Raw genomic sequence first — 19,790 nt, 5'->3', positions numbered from 1 at the left:
GACCAGCCGCAATCGGGCCGTTTCGAAAACTGCTGGGGCAGGTAACTGGGGCGGATATTGAGCATGGGTTGAATGTGCTAAACGGCTGGAAACCGGCTAAAAACAAAAAACCCGAGCATTATGGGCTCGGGCGGTGTCAGGTTTCAGCGGGGCTGAAATCAGGCAAACGTACCGAGCGGGAACAGCCGTTCTGGCTGCATCTTATCCGAATTGCTGGTGAATATGAGGTGGCGGTACATGGTTGTTTGCTTTTGGTGTAACAAAGGTTAGCTATTAATTTTTATTGCGCAAATAATTTTCAAAATAATTAATAAATATTTTTCACCAACTGCAGTTTCAACCGTGCCAAGGCATTTTTTAATTACAAATAATTTTTCAATTGCCTGTTTCCTACTTTAACCTCTACCATCCTTTAGCAGTACACGACTTCATGCCGCGCCTCGCTACTTCCGACCATTACACCCTGGATTTACCCGAAGGGCACCGCTTCCCCATCGCCAAATATGCCCTGATTCGGGAGCAGTTGCTGTGGCAGGGCATCGCCGCCCCCGCCGATTTCTACGAGCCCGGCCTGTGCGCAGAGCAAGACGTGCTGCGCGTGCACACCGCCGAGTACTGGCACAAGGTGCGCGACCTGCAGCTGAGCCCCGCCGAGGTGCGCCGCCTGGGTTTGCCACAAAGCCCGCAGCTGGTCCGGCGCTCGCTGAGCAGCAGCGCGGGCACGCTGCAATCGGCCCTTCACGCGTTGCGCGACGGCATCGGGCTGAACCTGGCCGGCGGCACCCACCACGCCTTTGCTGAGCGCGGCGAAGGTTTTTGCGTGCTGAACGACCAGGCCATTGCCGCCGCCCACCTGCTGGCGCACGGGCTGGCGAAGCAGATTTTAATCGTGGATTTGGACGTGCACCAGGGCGATGGCACGGCCAGCATTTTTCGGGATGAGCCGCGTGTTCTCACGTTTTCGATGCACGCCGGGGCCAATTATCCGTTGCGCAAGGAGCAGTCGGACCTGGATATGCCGCTGGAGTTGGGCACCGGCGATGCGGAGTACCTGCGGCTTTTGCAGGAAACGCTGCCGGCTTTGGTCGGCCAGGTACAGCCCGATTTTATTTTCTACCAGGCCGGGGTAGATGTGCTGGCCACCGACAAGCTGGGCAAGCTGGCCCTGACGCCGGCCGGCTGCCGGCAGCGCGATGAACTTGTGCTCGGGCTGTGCCGCGCGCAGCACATTCCGGTGGCCGTGAGCATGGGCGGCGGCTATTCCGAGCGGCTGGCCGACATCGTGGACGCGCACTGCAACACGTTTCGGGTGGCGTTTGAATTGTGGCCGTAAATGCATGGCCCGATGCGGCTCTACCTTTGTAATCCATGAAAAAAACCGATTCTGCCCATCCCTCGCCCATCACCGTGCCCGTACGGCAAGCTGAGCAGCCGACGGGTTCGCCCGCACAACAGGCTTTCAGGCAGGCCATTCTGGACGTGGAAAACCTGCGTGAGCGGCTGCGCGACCTGCGCGCTGAACAGGCCGAAGCCCGGCGGCGCTATTGGCAGCAGGTGGGCCCGGCCGCCACGGCCGTGGTGGACGCCCGGCGCAGCTTGTTTCCCTTGCTGGAAGATGCCCTTCTCATCGGCTACTTCAGCCATCTGGAGGAGCAGCAGATTACGGAGCTTATTCTGGGCAATGCGCGGGCTTTGGAAGACCGGTTTGGGGAGGAAGAAGAAGCAATTATTCGCAAATACGCGCCCCACGGGCACCGCCCGGCAGCCGAGGCGGCCGGGCCGAATCACCAAGCCACGGGCGCCAAAGCCGCGCCGGAATTCGTGCCCGACCCCACCCTGCCACCGCACGAGCAAGCGGCCGCTGCGGCCCGCGCCCGCCGCAAAACCAAAGCCCAGCGCCAACAGGAAGCCGAAGCACAGGCCGACCAAAAGCAGCTGGAATCCAACGCCAAAACCATCTACCGGCAACTCGCCCGCACCCACCACCCCGACTTGGAGCGCGACCCCGAAAAGCAAGCCGCCAAAACGGCTCAGATGCAGCGCATCACCGAGGCCTACGAGGCCGACGACCTCTACACGTTGCTGCAGCTGCTGGCCGAATCGGGCCCCGCCGATGCCGAGGCCGACGACGTACTGGCCCGCTACACCCGCGCGCTCCTTCAGCAGCAAACGCAGCTCAAGCAGGAAATGAACGAGCTGAAATACGGCGCCCAGGGCTTCATGCTGAGTGGCACCGGCAAAAAACAGGAGTTGGAACTACGCAAGCTCAAGCGCGACCTGCGGGCGGAGGCCGAGTATGTGCAGCACGTAGCCCGCCTCATGGCCGAAGCCGAGGGCCTGCGCGACGTGCTGCGCCAGTTGGCCAGCGAGGGCCTGGCGAGTATCTAGCGCTGCTGGTGAGGTCTGAGTAAAAGAACGTCATGCTGAGCGCAGTGAAGCATCTTTACCGCTGTAGTAATTAATTGCGTTGCGCGGTAGAGATGCTCCGACTGCGCTCAGCATGACGTCCTACACGCTGTGCATGACCTTTTTCAGCCCCTTTTACCTACTTCTCCGCCGGCGGACGCGTGGCCAATACCTCGCGCACCGACGTCCACCGGATTTCTGGGTAGCGGGCGTTGTCAAGCGGTGCCAGCTTGGGCAGGCCGGTGAACATATTGTGCAGGTACTGCATGCCCTGCCAGGGCGGAAATACGTCGTCGCTGGCGGGCATCAGGGCTTTGGTGAGCTTGCTGAGGGCGCCCAGCACGCCCACGCTGCCCGCCCAGAGCAGCTTGAATGGCTGGCCGGTGGCGGCGCTGGCGGCCCGTTGCAGGTCCCGAATGCTGGCTACTTCGCCGGCCACGCGCAGGTAGCGCGGGGTGCTAGGGTCGAGGGCGGCGGCGGCGGCGAACTCGGCGGTGTTTTCGGTGGTGGTGAAGTCCAGCGGCTGGTCGGCACTGCCCCAGTACACCACCCGTTTCGGCCCGAACAAAATGACTGGCGCCTGCCCCGTCAGCAAATCGGTGAACATGCCGTTGAGGATGGACGTGGCCTGAATAGGCGCCTGGTCGAGCCGCTGGTTGAACTCACGGCGTAGGTCGAGGTTGCGGTTGCTACCGACGGGCAGCTTGGTGTAATCGATGCAGTAATCCGACGGGATGAAGCGCGGCACCTCCGCCGCCACGGCCGCATCGAGCAGCCTCTTTTGGGTGTCGACAATCACGTCGCGCAGCCCCGAAAGCGCCGACACCACGCAGTCGGCGCCGACGCAGGCCCGCGTCAACGCCGTTACGCTGTTAAAATCGACTTCCACCACCGTGGCGCCTGCCTCGCGCAAGTCCGCCATGGCCGGGCCAGTTTTGCCGAGGCGCACCAGCGCCCGCACCGTGGCCCCACGCTGCGCCAGGTGCCGGGCAATGCGCACGCCCAGGTCGCCAGTGGCGCCGGCCAGCACAATGGTGGAAGTTTCGGAATGCGCAGCGGAAGCGTTGGGTTCGGTCAAAACAACAGGGCTAAACAGGATGAATTATGCTGCTTACGGCCCCGCTGCAGCGAAGATGCCCGCTCCTATTTCTTATCCAATAAAGTCGACGCCGGCCTGCACCACGGCCGCGTCGCGCAGAATCCGGTTGTGGCCCAGTCCTTTGGTGGCGTGTAGCACCGCCCCGGGCCAGGCGGTGGCAATTTGCCTGCCTTCGGCGAAGGGGATGATTTCGTCGTCCTCGTCGTGCAACACCAGCACGCGCTCCGTGCCGACAGTGGGCCCGGCTACAGCTACCCCGAACGATTCGGCCGGGCGGCCGGTTGCCTGCTGCACGTACTGCGCAAACTGCTCGACGAACGTTTTCGGCAGATGCAGAAAATCGGCAAAGCGCCCGGCTACTTCCCGCGGGCCCACCGGCGCACTCAGCATCACGAGGCGCGGCAGGGGCCGGCCGGCCGGCAGCCGCACCGGCAGGCCCGCCACCGAAGCCGCCCCAAACGAATGCGCCACAATGGCGCGCACTTCCCCCAGCGTGTCCACCACGGCCTGCACGGCTCCGCCAAAGCTCATCAGCGTCACCATCTTCCCCGCCGAGGCGCCGTTCGCGGGGCCGTCCAGGGCCGCCACGCGGTAGCCGGCCGCCAGCAGCGGCTGCACCCAGGCTCGCCAGAAACTGGCCCGGTGCTCCCAGCCGTGCACCAGCAGCACGGCGGGCGCGGCGGCCGGTCCCCACTCATACACAGCTACGGAGCCGGTACCGGCCACGACGGTGCGACGGCGGGCATCGGCCAGGGCGGGTGCTTCCCAGTCCTTTTGGGGCAGGCGGCGGGGCGTGCAAAACACTTCCCAAGCCCGCCGAAAAGCCAGGCCGGGCGCCACCACCGAAAGCACCTTCAGCTGCCCGCGCAGCAGCCGCAGCCCCGCCGGCGGCGACGGGTAGCGCACCCGCGGCGCGGCAGCCTGCTGGGGAGCTTCGAGGGGGAAGTAGTCGTGGGCGGGCGAGAAGGTGTTGGTCATGACGCTGGAGAATGTTTGTTTAATCGCAGAATGCTCAGAATGACAGGTGCTCAAGCCAGCAGCTCAAGCCGCAGCTGGCCCACGATGACCTGAAAAGGCGTTTCGTCGTGCACGCGGGCCACTTGCAGCGCGCCGGCCAGGGTGGTGAGCACCTGCGCGGCCTTGGCCGCCGGGCTGCCCACGAAACGCAGGCCGCCCGTAGCCCGGCCCACGGCCAGCACCTGGGCCAGCCACTCGGTCAGCTCGCGGTTGAAGGTGCGGAGCTCGGCCTGCATAGCCGGCGGCAGGGTGCGAAAATCGGCGGCCAGGGCTCCAAACAGGCACACGCGGCGCTCGTGGCCGAGGTGATTGTCATACACGGCCAGCAGCGCTTCAAACTGCGCTTCCGGCTTCAGGTCGGTCACGCGGGGCAGGTCGCGCCACTTGCGTAGGCGCCGCAGCTGCCGGGCCACCAAGGCCGTGCCCAAGTCGTCTTTGCTGGGGTAATGGTAGTGGATGGCGGCCGGCTTCACGCCCAGCTCTTTGGCCAGGTGCTGATAGCTGAACGCATTGAAACCACGCTCCAGCAGCAACACCTCGGCCAGGTCGAGGATGCGCGTGCGGGTGTCGGGAACAAGAGGAGCTTGAGAAACCGGGTTTGTCATCACGGCACAAATATACCACTTACTTACTAAATAGTAAGTTTTTCAACATTCATTAAAAAGCCCCTTCTCCATGCGGAGAAGGGGCTTTTTGTAGTTGCGAAGGGCGGGGGTTAGTTCTTCACCACGCGCAGGGTGCGCGTTCCAGCGGAGGTTTGTACCTGCACCAGGTACAAACCAGCGGGCTGGTCGCTCAAATCGAAGGTGCCTGCTTGCGCATCGCCGGCTTCGGCGGCGGCAAGGCAACGCACCACGGCGCCCAGCGCGTTGCGTACCACAGCCGGGCCCGCCAGGGGTTCCCCGGCGCCGCTCACGACAGCAAAGCGGCCGGTGCCGGGGTTGGGCACCACCACCGGCGCCGCGAAGGACTCCGCGCCATTGACGGCGACGATGGACGAGAAGGCCTCCGTGCCATCGAGGTCGGTTTGGCGCAGGCGGTAGTAGGCCAGGCCGGCCAACGGGCGCTCATCACTGAAGCGGTAGGTGCGCGGGCTGCTGCTGTTGCCGGCGGCAGCTACCACACCCAACCGCTCAAAGGTGAAGCCGTTGCGGCTGCGCTCAACGGTGAAATCGCGGCTGTTTTTCTCGGTAGCGGTGTTCCAGGTGCAGGCCACGGCATCGCCGGCCCGGCGGGCGGCAAACGTGGTCAGTTCCACCGGCAGGGCCCCGTTGAGCAGCGACGATACGGAGAAAGGCGAAAAGCTCGTAATGCCCGTGCGCGTGGCGACCAATGAGTTGGTCACGGTGCCGGTGGCGGCGCCCACCTCGCCCGAGTACCTTTCCCAACTGCCACCGGTGTAGTGGTTGATGTGGGCGCGCGTGGCCACGAAAGACGTGGTGGCATCGGCCAGGTTCCACTGCAGCTTCATGGTCACGGTGGCCGGGTTGGTGGGCACTTCCTTGCTCACCAGCCAGGTCCGGTTCACCACTTCGTTGGTCACGCGCGTGGCGCCCGGGGCATACGTGGTGGCGTCGTAGCTGGTAAAGGCGTTGTCCAGCACCCGCACCTCGAATACGTCGTCGCTGGCCGAGGAAGTTTGCTGCAGCGAAATGGGCGTGTAAGAAGACGCGCTGCCCACCGGGAACGTGATTCGGGCGCCCGGCGTGCTGCTGCTGCTGCCCCGGGGCACCTGCATGCGCAGCCGGCCGGTGCCGTTGGTGATGACGTAGGCATTGGCCGAAACCGTGCCGAAGGTGCCGCTGCTCAGCACGGTCAGGTCGTAGTTGCCCAGTACCAGCTTCGAGTCGTTGCCGAGGCCAATGGTGCCGGTCACCACCAGGTTGCCACCCAGTGTTTTCTGGCTGGTAACCGGGTCGGAGGGGCTTTGGCCGGTGGCTTTCAGGTTGCCGTACTGGTTGGCGGGCACTGTGAAGGGCACCCCGCCGCTATTGAATTCCACAGTGCTGGTGGCGGCCAGCGTGCCAAGCGTAAAGGCCGGCGAAGCCGGGCGGTTGTTGTATAAATAAGAGCCCAGTCCCACGTCGATGGTCCCGCTGATATTGCTGTTTGACGAAACGCGCAGAACAGCCGGCGACGTGGTGGTGCCCACCACAATTTTCGAGTTGGCACCGCTCACCGTCCAGGTATTGCCAGCACCGATTCGGTCCGTAAACGTCAAGGTGGCGGTGCCGTCGGTGTTCTTGGGGCTCTGTATGTAGAACACCTGGTTGTCGGCGGTGAAGCTGGCCGGTGGCGTGCCGGTGCCGTTGGTGCTGGTGCCCCAGGTGGCCGTCTGGTTTAAATTGCCCGTGCTTGCCGAGTAAAACACGTTAGTTTCGGGCGTAATCACCACATTGTCGATGCTCAGTCCGTTGCCGTTGGTGCCCGAGTTGAACACGTAGCCAAAGCGAATCATGATTTCCTGGCCGGCGGCCAGATTAATGTCTACCAGCGTGGTTTTTTTCACGCGGCGATTGGCAGCGGCGTTGCCGTTGCGGGGCGCGATGGAGGTAGAAGTAGAAGGTGCCGGCACATCCAGCTCATTGATGGGCGTCCAGGTGCCCGAAATCACGCTCGTAATAGTCCCAGGGCTGGCGCTTTTCTGGTACTCCACCGCCACGGTGGCCGCCTGCGTCTGGCTCGAATTGTACCACTGCTCCATGGCGTACTGCACTTCCAGGTTCACAATGGTTTTCGTGGAGGAATTCCGCAGGCGGAAGCCCACGTAGCCCTTGCCCGAAGTGACTGTGGTAGAAGCAATGCCGCCCAGCGCCCGGTCAGAGGCTCCGGCGGTGCCGAAGTGGTACCAGGCAGCCCCGTGCGGCGTGCCGTCGGCATCCACGCTGGAAGCGGTTTGCGGGCCTTCCGAGCCGTCGTCGGGCCCGAGTTTGGCCTGGGCCCCCGTGCCCCGCGTCGATGATTCGTACTCGCCGGGATAATTATCCAGCGTAAACCGCGCGTACACCCCGGGAAAGGCCGACGAGTTACTGGTAAAAATGTTCTTGGTCCCCGCTAACGCGTCAAAGTCCTGTGTGTAGGCCCCGAGGTTCGCATCTGTAAATACGTACTGGGCCTGGGCCGGCAATGTCAGAAAGCCAACACTTAGCACCGTTAGCCATTTGAGAATAGATTTAGTTTGCATAGCAAGCTTGTTAAGATGGATATTATTGTACTATGTCGATAATACCGACTACACAAAAGTAACCATTTTAAACAGGCATACTATAAAAAATCATATAATTTGAGCAAAATTACAATATTTTAACCCATTAAGTCATATTTATTATAAACAAAGCAAATGCTATTCATTTATAATAAAAATAAATTCCCTTAAAGCACAATTCATTGCCATTGGCAGTGAATATGCCCCAAATGATATGTTGCGATGTTTGAAAGTTAAGCTTGCAGCCAAGCACCGCTACTCTTCGCCGCTCAGGCCCAGCGCATCCACGGCCGCCTGCACGGCCTCGGCCCGGAAGGCGGGCGCGGTGGCGGGGGCTTTGAACAGGCGCAACAGCCGCTGGTATTTCTGGCGGCCCTCGGCCAGCATCTGCTCGCTCACCTCGATGGTGAACACGCCGAAGGGCTCTACTTTTTGCACCCCTACTAACAGGAACCGTTCGGCGCGCAGGGCATCGGTGTAGAAGGCGGCCTGGCGGTCGTAGTCGTAGGCCGAGCATTGCCAGAGGAAATGGTCGGCGTCGCGGGCATTGGTGGTTTTGAAATCGATGATGGTGAAAGGCTGCTCGGGGTGGTCTACGACGAGGTCGGCGCGCAGCTTGCAGAGCGTATCGGTTTCGGGCTCGGTGAAGAGGGCACTCATTTCGGGGCGGCCCAGGGTGAGCAGCTCGTTCAGACGGGTGTCCATTTTCACGCCTTCTACCAGCCACCACACCAGAGTGTCATTCAGGCCGGGCTGGCCGGGAACGTAGTCGCCGGGTTCGAGCAGGGCCGTGTGGAAGGCGGTGCCGAAGCTTAGGGCACCGTCGTTGGAGGTGCTTTGGGTGCGCGGGGGGCGGCCATCAAGGGCATCGCGCAGGCGCGAGAGGTCAGAATTGGCCACCGCGGGCAGAGCGCGGTAGGTGTCGTAGTCGAGGCGCAGCAGGTCGGGACGCGGAGCAGATAGAGTGGGCATAGGCCTTAAACAGCAAAACCCCGCTTTTGGTGACAGCGAGGCACCCACAAGAAAAAGGCTGGCTGCCGCAAAACAGCAACCAGCCCCTGCTTTTTGTTTGGCCCCTTGAGGCGTATGGTCAATCAGTGTAAAAAAAGAACGTCATGTCTCGGCAAGCTCGACATGACGTTCTTTATTAAATGAGTCTTCTTACTGCCAGCCAACCGACCGCACCGAACTAATGCGTCAGAAAATATAGCCCGAGCTTGAGCCGGTTTTCGGCGCGCTTCGGGCCACCAAGCACTACCCGCTCGGGGCTGGCCGAGGCGGTGGCCAGCAGCAGGCCGTAGTTGTCGAGGGTGCGGTCGACGACGGCCTGGCAATAGTCGGTGACGGGCACCGCGTAGCCGCTGGTTTCGAGGCCGGTCAGATTCGAGATGCCGCTCTGGTACGGAATGGCCAGCGCCGTCGCGGTGCTGCTGCCCAGGGCCGCGCCCTGCTGGTTGGCCCGGGTGCTCAGGTAGGCGGCCAGCGAGGCGGGTGGCGCCAGGTAGCGCGTGGCCGAGCCGGGCACCACCTCCAGGCTCACGGTGGCCTGCACGATGGTGAGCCGCGTACCGAAGCTGCGCAAATCGGCCAGGTACGGGATTTCGATTTTGGTTTGCAGGCCCAGCGCCCCGTCAATGTAGGCTTCCTGTGCCGTGCGGGCCACATCGAGCGCCTGCAGCGAGGTGCTGAGCGGCGCCAGCAGCGTGCCGGTGCGGTCGGCCGTCACCTGATAAAAATGCTTGCTGCCCGCAGCCAGCGTGAAGGCTTTGGTGATGACGGTGGCCGGGTCGGTGGGCGAGTGCGTGTAGAGGTTGAGCGCGCCGCCCTCGGTGCTCACCTGGGTGCGCAACAGGGCGGCATCGTCGGCGGCGCCGGGCGTGAGCACCAGGCCGGCCAGGCGGTTGGTCAGCTCGGCGTCGGTGGTGAGGCTGCCGGCCAGACCAGCCGCCAGCAGCTCGCGGCCCAGGGCGTCGGCCAGGCGCAGGCGCAGGTTGCGCACGCTGAGCCGGGCCGCCAGCGGCCGGGTGCTGCGGCCTTGGTTGAGCAGGGCCGCATCGTAGTTCAGCTGGCTGAAGGCGTAGTAGTTTTTCGTCGCCACCAGGGCATCGCGCAGGCGGTGCACTTCCAGATTTTGCAGCTGGGTGGTGTCGCCGTAGCGGTAGCCGTCGGGCTTGAGCACCAGCACCAGGGAGTCATACACCTCGTCTAGGGCGGGGCTGTAGGTGCCGCCCAGGCCCACCTGAAAGTAGCTGCGGGCCGTGATGGTGCCGAGGCGCGGGTCGTGGTAGCGGCCCACCAGCAGGTTGTCGCCGCCCGAGGTCAGCACCGAATCGTGCCACACGGTGGCCACGCGCACCGTCAGCGTGTCCACGTAATAGGCGTTGCTGGCCGAGGCGGCGACGGGGGCATCCAGGGTGATGTTGCCCACGGGGTCGCAGGCGGCGCAGGCCCATAGCAGCCCCAGCAGGCCAAGCAGCCAGTGCCCAGCCCGCAGCCAGCGCGCAACGTGGTTAGCCAGCGCCTTAGTCCACATCGGCATCGGGTTCCAAAGTCCAAAGGTCGTCGTAGCGAGTGCTGCCGCTGGCACCCAGCGTCACGTAGCCCGCGTTGCCCAGTGCGAAGCCCACGGCCGAAATGCGGCTGGACCCCACAAAATCAGTTTTTTGGTACCAGTTGTCGTCCGTCGGGCTGTAGGCCCAGCAGCTCAGCAGCGCGGTGTCTTTGTTGCCCAAGGTCACGTAGGCGTTGTTGCCGATGGTGAAGGCCACCGCGTAGGCCCGCGGCACGGCGCTGAAGTCGTAGCCCGTGCCGTTGGTGTCCACGCCTTCCAGCTTGCGGTGCTCGGTCCAGGTTTCGGTGGCGGGGTTGTAGCTCCAGTTGTCGGTTTCGTAAATGCCGTTGTTAAGGCCGGTGCAGATGTAGCCTTGGTTGTTGGCCACGAAAGCCACGGCGCCCAGGCGCTTGTTGCCGCCGAAGCTGGGCTTCTGCGTCCAGGCATCGGTCAGGGGGTCGTACTGCCAGAAATCCTTCTTGTAGTTGCCGTCGTAGCCGGTGCCCACGTAGCCTTTGTCGTTGAGGGCGAAGGCCACCGCGCTGTAGCGGGCGCTGCCGCCAAAGTCGGCCTTCTGGGTCCAAGTGTTGGCGGTGGGGTCGAATTCCCAGAAGTCCTTGAGGCGGTTCAGGCCGTCGTAGCCGGTGCCCACGTAGCCTTTGCCGTTGGCTGCGAAGCCCACCGCGAAGTAGCGCCCCACGCCCGGGAACGACGCCCGTTGCCGCCAGGTATTGGTGCCAGGCGTGTACTCCCAGAAGTCGGTAAACTTGTCGGTGCCGTCAGTGCCGAGGCCCACGTAGGCCTTGCCGTTGAGCACGAAGCTCACCGCGCCGTTGCGGGCCAGCCCCTCAAATTGCGAGTGCGAATACCAGGCCCCCACCACGTAGTCGACGTCGGTATCCTCTTTGGTGCAGCTGCTGAAAGCGGCCGTGAGCACGAGCAGCAGGGCTGCCAGTAAGCGTGTTTTTTTCATACGGAAATGGATGGTGAAATATGTCCAGAGGAGGCCGCTGCCGCGCTTTTCAGTTGCAACCCCGCCGCCGCTGCCTCCCCTGTTTCGTCCCAAACCACGCTTTCAGCCCCTCAACCCCCCAACTAACATCGACCAACCCGGCACCTTCGTAGCCGGTTTCCAAATCCTGGCGTACTGGCTGAAACCGGCTTTTCGCCTTTCACCCGCTTTTCCCCTCCCCCCTTCGCCATGTGGCTTCCCTACGCCCTGCTGTCCGCCGTCTTCGCCGCCCTCACCGCCATTTTCGCCAAAATCGGCATCAAAGGCGTCAATTCCGACCTGGCCACCGCCATTCGTACGGTGGTCATCCTGGTGCTGGCCTGGGGCATTGCCATCGCGCGGGGGGCCACGGCCGGGCTGCCCGCTCTCACGCAGCGCACTTGGCTGTTTCTGGTGCTCTCGGGCCTGGCCACGGGGGCCTCGTGGCTGTGCTACTTCCGCGCCCTCCAGTTGGGGCCGGTCACCAAAGTGGCGCCCGTCGACAAACTGAGCGTGGCGCTGTCGCTGCTTCTAGCCGTAGTCTTTTTAGGTGAATCTATTTCCGCGCGGGGCGCCCTCGGCGCGGGGCTCATTCTGGCGGGTACCGTGGTGCTGGTGTGGGCTTAAAAGAAACGGGCAGCCCGAATAATCGGGCCGCCCGTGCCTATTTCGCATCCGACATGCTCTAGGCAGCCTCTATTCTGAACAAGGTGCTCTGCTCCTTCCACCGCGCCACTTTCCTGGCAATTTCGGCCAGCCCCAGGTGGTGAATGCTGCCCAGGTGCGTGGTCTGAAACTCGCGGTGCGGCGCGTAGCTGCCGTCCTCCACGGCGCGGCCCACCTGCTGGTACGCATCCCGAAACGGCACGCCGGCGATAATTAATTGATTAATATTTTCTACTGAGAAAATCGGGTCGTATTTCGCCTGCTCAATCACGCCGGGCTTAATCTTGATTTCGGGCAGCGCAAACAGCAGCATGTCCAGCAAATCGGCGAACTGCATCATGGGCCCAAACAGGAGCTCCTTCAGCAGCTGAAAGTCGCGGTGGTAGCCGCTGGGCAGGTTGCTGGTGGCCAGGATAATGTCGTTGGGCAGCGCCTGCAGGCGGTTGGCGTGGCCGCGCACGAGCTCAAACACGTCGGGGTTTTTCTTGTGCGGCATGATGCTCGAGCCCGTCGTAAACTCCTTCGGCAGCGTCACGAAGCCCAAATCCTGGCTGTTGTACATCACCAAATCATACGCCAGCTTACCCAGCGTGCCCGCGGCGCCGGCAATGGCAAATGCCAGCGTTTTCTCGGTTTTGCCGCGCAGCATCTGGGCGCCCACGCTGCTCACCGCCACGTTGCCGAAACTCATTTCCCGGGTCGTCATTTCACGGTCAATCGGGAAGCTGCTGCCGAAGCCCGCGCCCGAACCCAGCGGGTTCTGGTCAGCCACGGTATGCGCCGCCTCAAACAGCGCCAAATCCAGCAGCAGATGCTCGGCATAAGCCGAAAACCACAGCCCAAAGCTGCTTGGCATAGCCGCCTGAAAGTGCGTGTAGCCCGGCAGCAAGTCATTTTTGTGCGCCTCGGCCTTGCGCAGCAGCACCTCAGCCAGCGCCAGCATCCGGGCCGCCGTGCGCTCGGTGTAGTCCTTGATGAACAACTGAATGGCCGTTAGCACCTGGTCGTTGCGCGAGCGGGCCGTGTGAATTTTTTTACCGGCGTCGCCGAACTTCTCGGTCAGGTAATACTCAATTTTGGAGTGTACGTCCTCAAACTCTTCCCCAATGGTGAAGCTACCGGCTTCAATCTCGGCGGTCAGTTCAGCCAGCCCCTGCTGCAGTTGCTGGTTCTCGGCGTCGCTGAGCAGGCCCACCTTGGCCAGCATATTGGCTTGTGCTTTGGAGGCCTGCACGTCGAATTTGGCCAGATAAAGGTCCAGCTCCCGGTCGTGCCCCACCGTGAACTGCTCAATTTTCTTATCAACGGCAATGCCTTTTTCCCAGATTTTCATGCCAGCAAAGGTAGCGCCGCCCCTAATAGTTGCCCGCCGGCTACCAGCCCAATTCCAAGTTCAGGCCCCAACAAACTGGCGCAAATGCCCCCGCAAGTTGCCGTAATCATCCTACCTATCGGCTCTGCCAAAACGCTACTTTTGAACAACCTTACCACTCAAACAAAGCCATGCAAAAAATCACCACCTTCCTCACCTTCAACGACCAGGCCGAAGCCGCCGCCAAGCTCTACGTCAGCCTGTTCAAGGATTCCGCTATTCTCAATACCACGTATTACGTGGAAGGCACCCACATGCCCGTCGGGACCGTCATGACGGTTGAATTTGAACTGGCCGGCCAGAAATATGTAGCCCTGAATGGCGGCCCTTATTTCACCTTTACCACGGGCATCTCGCTGTCGGTCAGCTGCGAAAATCAGACTGAAATCGACGAGCTATGGGAAAAACTTACCGCCAACGGCGGCCAGCCGGGCGACTGCGGCTGGCTCAAAGACCCCTTCGGCGTGTCGTGGCAAATCACGCCGGCCAACATCAACAAGCTGCTCAGCACCAACGACCCCGAGCTCATGAAACGCAAAATGGCCGCCATGATGCAGATGCATAAATTCGATATTGCCACGCTAGAGAATGCCTGATTGATAATGCGATACAATTAAGAACGTCATGATGAACGTAGCCGAAGCATATCTGCCGCGCAACTATTTAAATCGAAAGGCTTTACACTTGCAGTAGAGATGCTTAGGCTACGCTCAGCATAACGTTTTACCTATCTGCGAGCATCTAGCATCCGGCTATAACTCCAGCCCGCTCAATAATTCGATATAATCCCGAATGCCCGCTCGTATTTCGCTCAAGAGAATAAACTCATCTGGCGTGTGTGAGCGGGCACTTTCGCCCGGGCCTATTTTCACGGTTTCAAACGGCATCATCGATTGGTCCGACAGCGTGGGCGAACCGTAGGCTATTTTCCCCATTGCCAATCCTTTGCGAATCATAGGATGAGTTTCGCTGATACGGGAGGAATTTAAATGCGTGGACCGCGGCGTAATTTCCGACTGCAATTTTTCGCAGAGAAAATCAACAATTTCCTGATTCTGGTACAGCTCATTCGTGCGCACATCAATCACGAACTGGCAGCGGTCGGGCACCACATTATGCTGAGTGCCCGCGCTTATCTGCGTCACGGTCGTTTTCACCGGCCCCAGCAGCGGCGAAACTTTTGGAAACTGAAAGCCGCGAAGCCACTGAATATCATCCATTGCCTTATAGAGGGCATTTTCGCCTTCGTCGCGGGCCGCGTGGCCGGTTTTGCCGTGGGCCGTGCAGTCCAGCACAATCAGGCCTTTTTCGGCGATGGCGAGGTTCATGCCCGTCGGTTCGCCTACAATTCCTAGGTCGATTTTACCGAATTCTGGCAGAACACGACGGATGCCATTTGCACCCGAAATTTCCTCTTCTGCCGTGATAGCGCAAATTATATTGAACGGATTAGCCTTATCCTGAAAATACAGGAATGTAGCCAGCAGACTCACAGCCGAAGCGCCCGCATCATTGCTGCCGAGCCCAACCAGTTTTTCACCTTCCAGAACGGCCCCAAACGGGTCGTATTTCCAGCCCGCGCCGGCCTTCACGGTGTCATGGTGTGAATTGAGCAGAATGGTGGGCTTGCCCACGTCGAAATGCTGAGAAACCGCCCATACATTATGAGCACGCCGTTTTGCCGCCACGCCGTGTGCCACCAGAAATTCCTCAATCAGCACGGCCGTACAGGCTTCTTCGCGGGACAACGAAGGTGTTTTAATGAGCCGGATTAATAACTCAATGGCTTCGTCGCACAACCGTGTTATCAGGTCAGACATAACGTAGTTTTCAGTTCCTCATTGATGTGCAGGGCATGTTCAATAATTACCTTATCGACTCCGAACTGCAGCGCATCAAAGGCATTCTCTAATTTTGGCAACATGCCATCGGCAATAATTCCGCTTTCTTTTAATTCGCCGTAATTCGCCAGATTAATTCCGGTAATTACTGAATTATCATCAGCAACATCGGCCAGCACACCTCTTTTCTCAAAGCAGAAATGCAACGACACTGCATATTGCGCACTCAATGCTTTGGCAACCGAAGCAGCAATAGTATCCGCGTTGGTATTTAATAATTGGCCATGGCCGTCGTGGTTAATTGGGCAGAAAACCGGCGTCAAGCCGAGGCTCAGAAACTGATGAATCAAGTTGCTATTCACGCTGGCTTCGCTCAAGTCCCCAACGAAACCATAATCAATTTCGCGCACCGGGCGTTTCACTGCCTGAATTACATTGGCATCGGCTCCACTGAGGCCCAAGGCGTTGACGCCGCGGCTTTGCAGCGCCACCACAATTTGCTTGTTGGTTTTGCCCGCGTAGAACATGGTCACCAAATCCAGCGTGGCAGCGTCGGTAATTCGGCGGCCATTTACCATGCGCGGCGCAATGCCCAGACTCTTCATCATCTCGCTGGCACCTTTGCCGCCGCCGTGCACGAGAATTTTCGGGCCGCTTATTTCGGAAAACAGCCGCACGAATTCCAATAAATCGGAATCGTTGTCAATTATACCGCCGCCTATTTTAAACACGTGTAATTCGGGCTTCATCACTGCTTCACCTAATCGCGCACAGCCGGAGGCTACCAGCGCTTCATTCAAAAATAATGCGGGAAATGTTGTGAGCAAAAGTAGGGGCTTTTACCTTTGCGGCAGAATTGAACCACTTGGTTCGCTGCTTCGTTAAAGCGCCGAATCGACTTGATTTTCGCCATGACCCTCCCCGTTTCCACGTCTTCGATGCATGCGCTGGCCACCCGGCCGAGCGTGGCCGGCGTGTGCCAAACGACTTGCGCTCTGGTGCGACGACCCTAGCGGCTTCAGCAGCCGCATGTTGGCCTCTGGGCCAGCCCTTTGAGCCGGGCCAGTATCCGCTCAACTTACAGACAGGTTTGGGCTTTCTTCCCCAACATCCGTACACAGCGGATGGACAGAAGCCGCGTATCTATCCCTAAGTTCTTCTAAATCAACAATGACAATTCGGGTTGCAACGGAAGCGGACGCACAGTACGCTGAACAATTATGCCAATGGTACGTCGAGTCGGCCAAAACGCGAGGCACTGGCATCGCCAAGCGCGAGCCGGCCTACGTGGCCCAGAAAATGGCCAGCGGCGATGGCATTATCGCTTTCGTCGATGAAGAGCTGGCGGGTTTCTGCTACATCGAAACGTTTGACGACAAGACATTTGTCGTCAACTCGGGCCTGATTGTGAACGCCGAAATCCGCAAGGGCGGCGTGGGCCGGGCCATCAAGCAGGCCGTGTTCGACTTGTCGCGCACGAAGTACCCGCAGGCCAAGATTTTCGGCATCACGACCAGCCTGGCCGTGATGAAAATCAACACCGACCTCGGCTACGAGCCCGTCACCTTCTCGGAGCTCACCACCAGCGAAGACTTCTGGAAAGGCTGCAAAAGCTGCAAAAACTACAGCATCCTGATGGAGAATGAGCGCAAAATGTGCCTTTGCACCGGTATGCTCTACGACACGCCGGAGAAGCAGCTGGTACAGGTTCAGGTACCCGATTTCGCGGCACATATCACGCCACCGCTGCCCATTGGCACCGCCCCCGCCCCCACTCCTTCTGAAATCAATTCTGCACTGTAATAATGAAGAAAAAAGCCATTCTCGCCTATAGCGGCGGCCTCGACACCTCGTTTTGCGCCGTGTATCTGTCGCGCGAGCTTGATTTGGAAGTCCACACGGTAATTGTTAATTCCGGCGGCTTTACGGCGGAGGAATTGGCCGCCATCGAAAAGCGCGCCTATGAATTGGGCTCGGTGAAGCACGAAGTAATTGACGTGACCACGCGTTTCTACCACGACTGCCTGCGCTACCTGCTGTTCGGCAACGTGCTGAAAAACGACACTTACCCGCTGAGCGTCAGCGCCGAGCGCATGTTTCAGTCGCTGGCCATTGCCGAATACGCCCGCGCCAACGAGGCTGATTACATCGTGCACGGCAGCACCGGCGCCGGCAACGACCAGGTGCGTTTCGATGTGGCTTTCGCGGTGATTGCGCCCAAAACGGAGATTCTCACTCCTATCCGCGACCTGAAACTGTCGCGCCAGGCCGAGATTGAGTACCTGCAAAAACAGGGCTTCGAAATGAGCTGGGAAAAGGCGAAATATTCCATCAACAAAGGCATCTGGGGCACCAGCGTGGGCGGCGTCGAAACGCTGACTTCGCACGAGGCTCTGCCCGAAAGCGCCTACCCGTCGCAATTGCAGCGGCAGGATTCGGAGCGCGTGGAAATCACCTTCGAGAAAGGTGAGCCCGTGGCCCTGAATGGCGAAAAGCTGGACCCGGTGGCGCTGATTCAGAAGCTGAACGAGTTAGGTTCGGCCTTCGCCATCGGTCGTGACACGCACGTGGGCGATACCATTCTGGGCATCAAAGGCCGCGTGGGTTTCGAAGCCCCAGCGCCGCTCATGCTCATCAAGGCGCACCACCTGCTGGAGAAGCACACCAGCACCCGCTGGCAGCTGCTGCACAAGGATTACATCGCCAACTGGTACGGCACCTTGCTACATGAAGCCCAATACCTCGACCCGGTGATGCGCGATATGGAAGCCTTCCTGGAATCGTCGCAGAATCACGTTTCGGGCAAGGTTTTCGTGCAACTCAAGCCATACCAGTTCGACCTACTCGGTGTGGAATCCAAGTATGATATGATGCAGTCGAAAGTGGCGACCTACGGCGAGGAAAACAACGCCTGGGATGCCCGCGATGCCCGTGGTTTCATCAAGATTTTCGGCAACCAGCTGAAAATTAGCGCCAGCCTGCACGATGAAAATTAAGGCCGGCATCGTAGGCGGCGCCGGCTACACGGCCGGCGAGCTCATCCGCATTCTGCTGCACCACGAATTTGTGGAGCTGGGCGGCATCGTCAGCTCCTCGAACGCGGGCAACCCCGTGCACCAGGTGCACGACGACCTGGTGGGCGAAACCGAGTTGGTTTTCACCTCCGAATTGGCAGGTGACGAGGACGTAGTATTTCTGTGCTTAGGCCACGGCAATTCCAAAGCGTGGCTCCAAAAAAACACCCTGCCCGGAACCACGCACATCATCGACCTGAGCAACGACTTCCGCCTAAACGCGGATGCCGAATTTGAAGGCCGCGAGTTTGTATACGGCCTGCCGGAGCTGAACAAAAGCCGCATCCAGCAGGCCCAGAGCATTGCCAACCCGGGCTGCTTCGCCACGGCCATTCAGCTGGCGCTGCTGCCGCTGGCGAAAGCCGGCAAGCTCACCGAAGACATCCACGTCTCGGCCATCACCGGCTCGACCGGCGCGGGCCAGAGCCTGGCGGAAACGGTACACTTCTCGTGGCGCACCAACAACGTATCCATCTACAAGCCCTTCACGCACCAGCACCTTGGCGAAATCGGCGAGAGCCTGGCGCAGTTGCAGCCGCAGTCGGAGGCCGAGATGCACTTCATCCCCTACCGCGGCAATTTCTCGCGAGGCATTTTCGCCAGCGTCTACACGCCGTCGGATTTGACGCAGGACGAGGCGCGGGCGCTGTACCGGCAGTTTTACGCCGACGCGCCGTTCACCACGGTATCGGACAAGGAAATTCACCTCAAGCAGGTGGTGAACACCAACAAATGTCTGCTGCACGTGCAGAAGCAGGGCAAGCAGCTGCTCATTACCTCTGTTATTGATAATCTGGTGAAGGGTGCTTCGGGCCAGGCGGTGCAGAATATGAATTTACTGTTTGGGCTGCCGGAAACGACAGGACTGATGAGTAAGGCTTCGTTTTTTTAAACCAGAATTGTCGAAGCATTTCTACCACTTCGTTGAGTAATACCTACCCTACTATTTCTGGCCACCCGTTTTCCTATTCCTAAATGAAGCCCCTGCTTAGCAGCTTTGCGCTACTATGTCTATTACTTTCCCCGTCCGTAAAAGCGCAGGTTCTAACGCTTGACCAACTGTTTTGGCTGCGAAGTAGAAGTGAAGGTGATAATTCAGAATGGTTGACGATAGAGCATAAATGGCACTTTGGTAAAAGTGCAACCATTGCAGACTCATTATATTATTCAACTAGTTGGTTTTTTCAGGATGCACACAAGAAACGGTTAGCCGCGCTAGTGTATGAAAGCCGTGGTTCTAGCAATGTTACAACCATTTCATACTCAACAATTAATAGTTTTGCTTTCAACGCGATAAAGACGAGACTCGCAGCTTATAAGATGAAATATATTGGTCAGAAAAACGTAAAAGGTGTAGTATGGAGTTATTACGGAGATGATGATTTTGACATTACTCTATCAGTCTCTTCTAATCCAAAAGTAGCGTCTGTTACTTGGCATACTATTGTCGTGCGCCCTCGCTGGCATTGAACAGGCCCTCTGTTTAAAATTTTTGGCGGTGGTCTAAAGGGTAGTGATTGCCGTATACGCTACTATGATATTGACTACTCAATTGTGCGGGCGTTGCG

General features: G+C 59.7%; 18 protein-coding genes. 8 read left to right on the top strand and 10 right to left on the bottom strand.

Annotated elements, in window-relative coordinates; genetic code table 11:
* Nucleotides 1–379: 379 nt before the first annotated feature.
* Nucleotides 380–1,333, top strand: coding sequence for a histone deacetylase family protein (locus tag Q5H92_RS06585; RefSeq protein WP_369811125.1), 954 nt, complete (start codon nucleotides 380–382; stop codon nucleotides 1,331–1,333).
* Between the two features lie 35 nt (nucleotides 1,334–1,368).
* The gene (locus tag Q5H92_RS06580; RefSeq protein ID WP_305010706.1) at nucleotides 1,369–2,388 is read left to right on the top strand and encodes a J domain-containing protein; all 1,020 of its coding nucleotides are present in this window, start codon (nucleotides 1,369–1,371) and stop codon (nucleotides 2,386–2,388) included.
* A gap of 157 nt (nucleotides 2,389–2,545) precedes the next feature.
* On the opposite strand, the gene Q5H92_RS06575 is transcribed toward Q5H92_RS06580, so the two are convergent.
* The 7 genes from Q5H92_RS06575 to Q5H92_RS06545 all read right to left on the bottom strand — a co-directional run bounded on the left by Q5H92_RS06575 (nucleotide 2,546) and on the right by Q5H92_RS06545 (nucleotide 11,251).
* Entirely contained in the window at nucleotides 2,546–3,484 is a 939-nt protein-coding gene (locus tag Q5H92_RS06575; protein ID WP_305010705.1) for an NmrA family NAD(P)-binding protein, read from the bottom strand.
* A 72-nt stretch (nucleotides 3,485–3,556) separates the two neighbouring features.
* Nucleotides 3,557–4,483, bottom strand: a complete 927-nt coding sequence (locus Q5H92_RS06570) for an alpha/beta fold hydrolase (RefSeq protein ID WP_305010704.1) — start codon at nucleotides 4,481–4,483, stop codon at nucleotides 3,557–3,559.
* A gap of 50 nt (nucleotides 4,484–4,533) precedes the next feature.
* Nucleotides 4,534–5,127, bottom strand: coding sequence for a TetR/AcrR family transcriptional regulator (locus Q5H92_RS06565; RefSeq protein ID WP_305010703.1), 594 nt, complete (start codon nucleotides 5,125–5,127; stop codon nucleotides 4,534–4,536).
* A gap of 110 nt (nucleotides 5,128–5,237) precedes the next feature.
* Complete coding sequence (locus Q5H92_RS06560; protein WP_305010702.1) at nucleotides 5,238–7,706, bottom strand: T9SS type A sorting domain-containing protein; 2,469 nt, start codon at nucleotides 7,704–7,706, stop codon at nucleotides 5,238–5,240.
* Between the two features lie 276 nt (nucleotides 7,707–7,982).
* Nucleotides 7,983–8,699, bottom strand: coding sequence for a PD-(D/E)XK nuclease-like domain-containing protein (locus Q5H92_RS06555; RefSeq protein ID WP_305010701.1), 717 nt, complete (start codon nucleotides 8,697–8,699; stop codon nucleotides 7,983–7,985).
* Between the two features lie 217 nt (nucleotides 8,700–8,916).
* Nucleotides 8,917–10,260, bottom strand: coding sequence for a DUF4270 family protein (locus Q5H92_RS06550; protein ID WP_305010700.1), 1,344 nt, complete (start codon nucleotides 10,258–10,260; stop codon nucleotides 8,917–8,919).
* A complete protein-coding gene (locus Q5H92_RS06545) occupies nucleotides 10,250–11,251 on the bottom strand; it encodes a Kelch repeat-containing protein (RefSeq protein WP_305010699.1) in 1,002 nt (333 codons plus the stop codon). Before Q5H92_RS06545 ends, Q5H92_RS06550 begins: the two co-directional genes overlap by 11 nt.
* Nucleotides 11,252–11,479: 228 nt before the next feature.
* On the opposite strand from Q5H92_RS06545, the gene Q5H92_RS06540 reads away from it, so the two are divergent.
* Nucleotides 11,480–11,896, top strand: coding sequence for an EamA family transporter (locus tag Q5H92_RS06540; protein ID WP_305010698.1), 417 nt, complete (start codon nucleotides 11,480–11,482; stop codon nucleotides 11,894–11,896).
* Between the two features lie 58 nt (nucleotides 11,897–11,954).
* Here Q5H92_RS06540 and argH read toward each other — a convergent pair whose 3' ends face one another.
* Nucleotides 11,955–13,268 carry an argininosuccinate lyase gene (argH, locus tag Q5H92_RS06535; protein WP_305010697.1) on the bottom strand — a complete coding sequence of 438 codons (1,314 nt, stop codon included), beginning with the start codon at nucleotides 13,266–13,268 and terminating at the stop codon, nucleotides 11,955–11,957.
* A gap of 170 nt (nucleotides 13,269–13,438) precedes the next feature.
* On the opposite strand from argH, the gene Q5H92_RS06530 reads away from it, so the two are divergent.
* Nucleotides 13,439–13,903, top strand: a complete 465-nt coding sequence (locus Q5H92_RS06530) for a VOC family protein (protein ID WP_305010696.1) — start codon at nucleotides 13,439–13,441, stop codon at nucleotides 13,901–13,903.
* A 156-nt stretch (nucleotides 13,904–14,059) separates the two neighbouring features.
* On the opposite strand, the gene Q5H92_RS06525 is transcribed toward Q5H92_RS06530, so the two are convergent.
* Together Q5H92_RS06525 and argB are read right to left on the bottom strand one after the other, a co-directional pair.
* The gene (locus Q5H92_RS06525) at nucleotides 14,060–15,127 is read right to left on the bottom strand and encodes a M20 family metallo-hydrolase (protein ID WP_305010695.1); all 1,068 of its coding nucleotides are present in this window, start codon (nucleotides 15,125–15,127) and stop codon (nucleotides 14,060–14,062) included.
* Nucleotides 15,115–15,975 carry an acetylglutamate kinase gene (argB, locus tag Q5H92_RS06520; RefSeq protein WP_305010694.1) on the bottom strand — a complete coding sequence of 287 codons (861 nt, stop codon included), beginning with the start codon at nucleotides 15,973–15,975 and terminating at the stop codon, nucleotides 15,115–15,117. The genes Q5H92_RS06525 and argB overlap by 13 nt, the downstream gene beginning before the upstream one ends.
* Nucleotides 15,976–16,318: 343 nt before the next feature.
* Between argB and Q5H92_RS06515 the strand changes: the two genes are divergently transcribed.
* The 4 genes from Q5H92_RS06515 to Q5H92_RS06500 all read left to right on the top strand — a co-directional run bounded on the left by Q5H92_RS06515 (nucleotide 16,319) and on the right by Q5H92_RS06500 (nucleotide 19,692).
* Complete coding sequence (locus tag Q5H92_RS06515) at nucleotides 16,319–16,951, top strand: GNAT family N-acetyltransferase (RefSeq protein ID WP_305010693.1); 633 nt, start codon at nucleotides 16,319–16,321, stop codon at nucleotides 16,949–16,951.
* A gap of 2 nt (nucleotides 16,952–16,953) precedes the next feature.
* Nucleotides 16,954–18,144: an argininosuccinate synthase gene (gene argG / locus Q5H92_RS06510; protein ID WP_305010692.1), complete on the top strand. Its 1,191-nt coding sequence runs from the start codon at nucleotides 16,954–16,956 to the stop codon at nucleotides 18,142–18,144.
* The gene (gene argC / locus Q5H92_RS06505; protein WP_305010691.1) at nucleotides 18,134–19,114 is read left to right on the top strand and encodes an N-acetyl-gamma-glutamyl-phosphate reductase; all 981 of its coding nucleotides are present in this window, start codon (nucleotides 18,134–18,136) and stop codon (nucleotides 19,112–19,114) included. Before argG ends, argC begins: the two co-directional genes overlap by 11 nt.
* An 83-nt stretch (nucleotides 19,115–19,197) precedes the next feature.
* Complete coding sequence (locus Q5H92_RS06500; RefSeq protein ID WP_305010690.1) at nucleotides 19,198–19,692, top strand: hypothetical protein; 495 nt, start codon at nucleotides 19,198–19,200, stop codon at nucleotides 19,690–19,692.
* Nucleotides 19,693–19,790: the final 98 nt, after the last annotated feature.

Origin of the sequence: Hymenobacter mellowenesis, from assembly GCF_030581005.1 — a bacterium.
Lineage (GTDB): Bacteria > Bacteroidota > Bacteroidia > Cytophagales > Hymenobacteraceae > Hymenobacter > Hymenobacter mellowenesis.
Note: the sequence above shows the minus strand (reverse complement) of the source record. Positions and strands in the feature narration are given on the sequence as shown.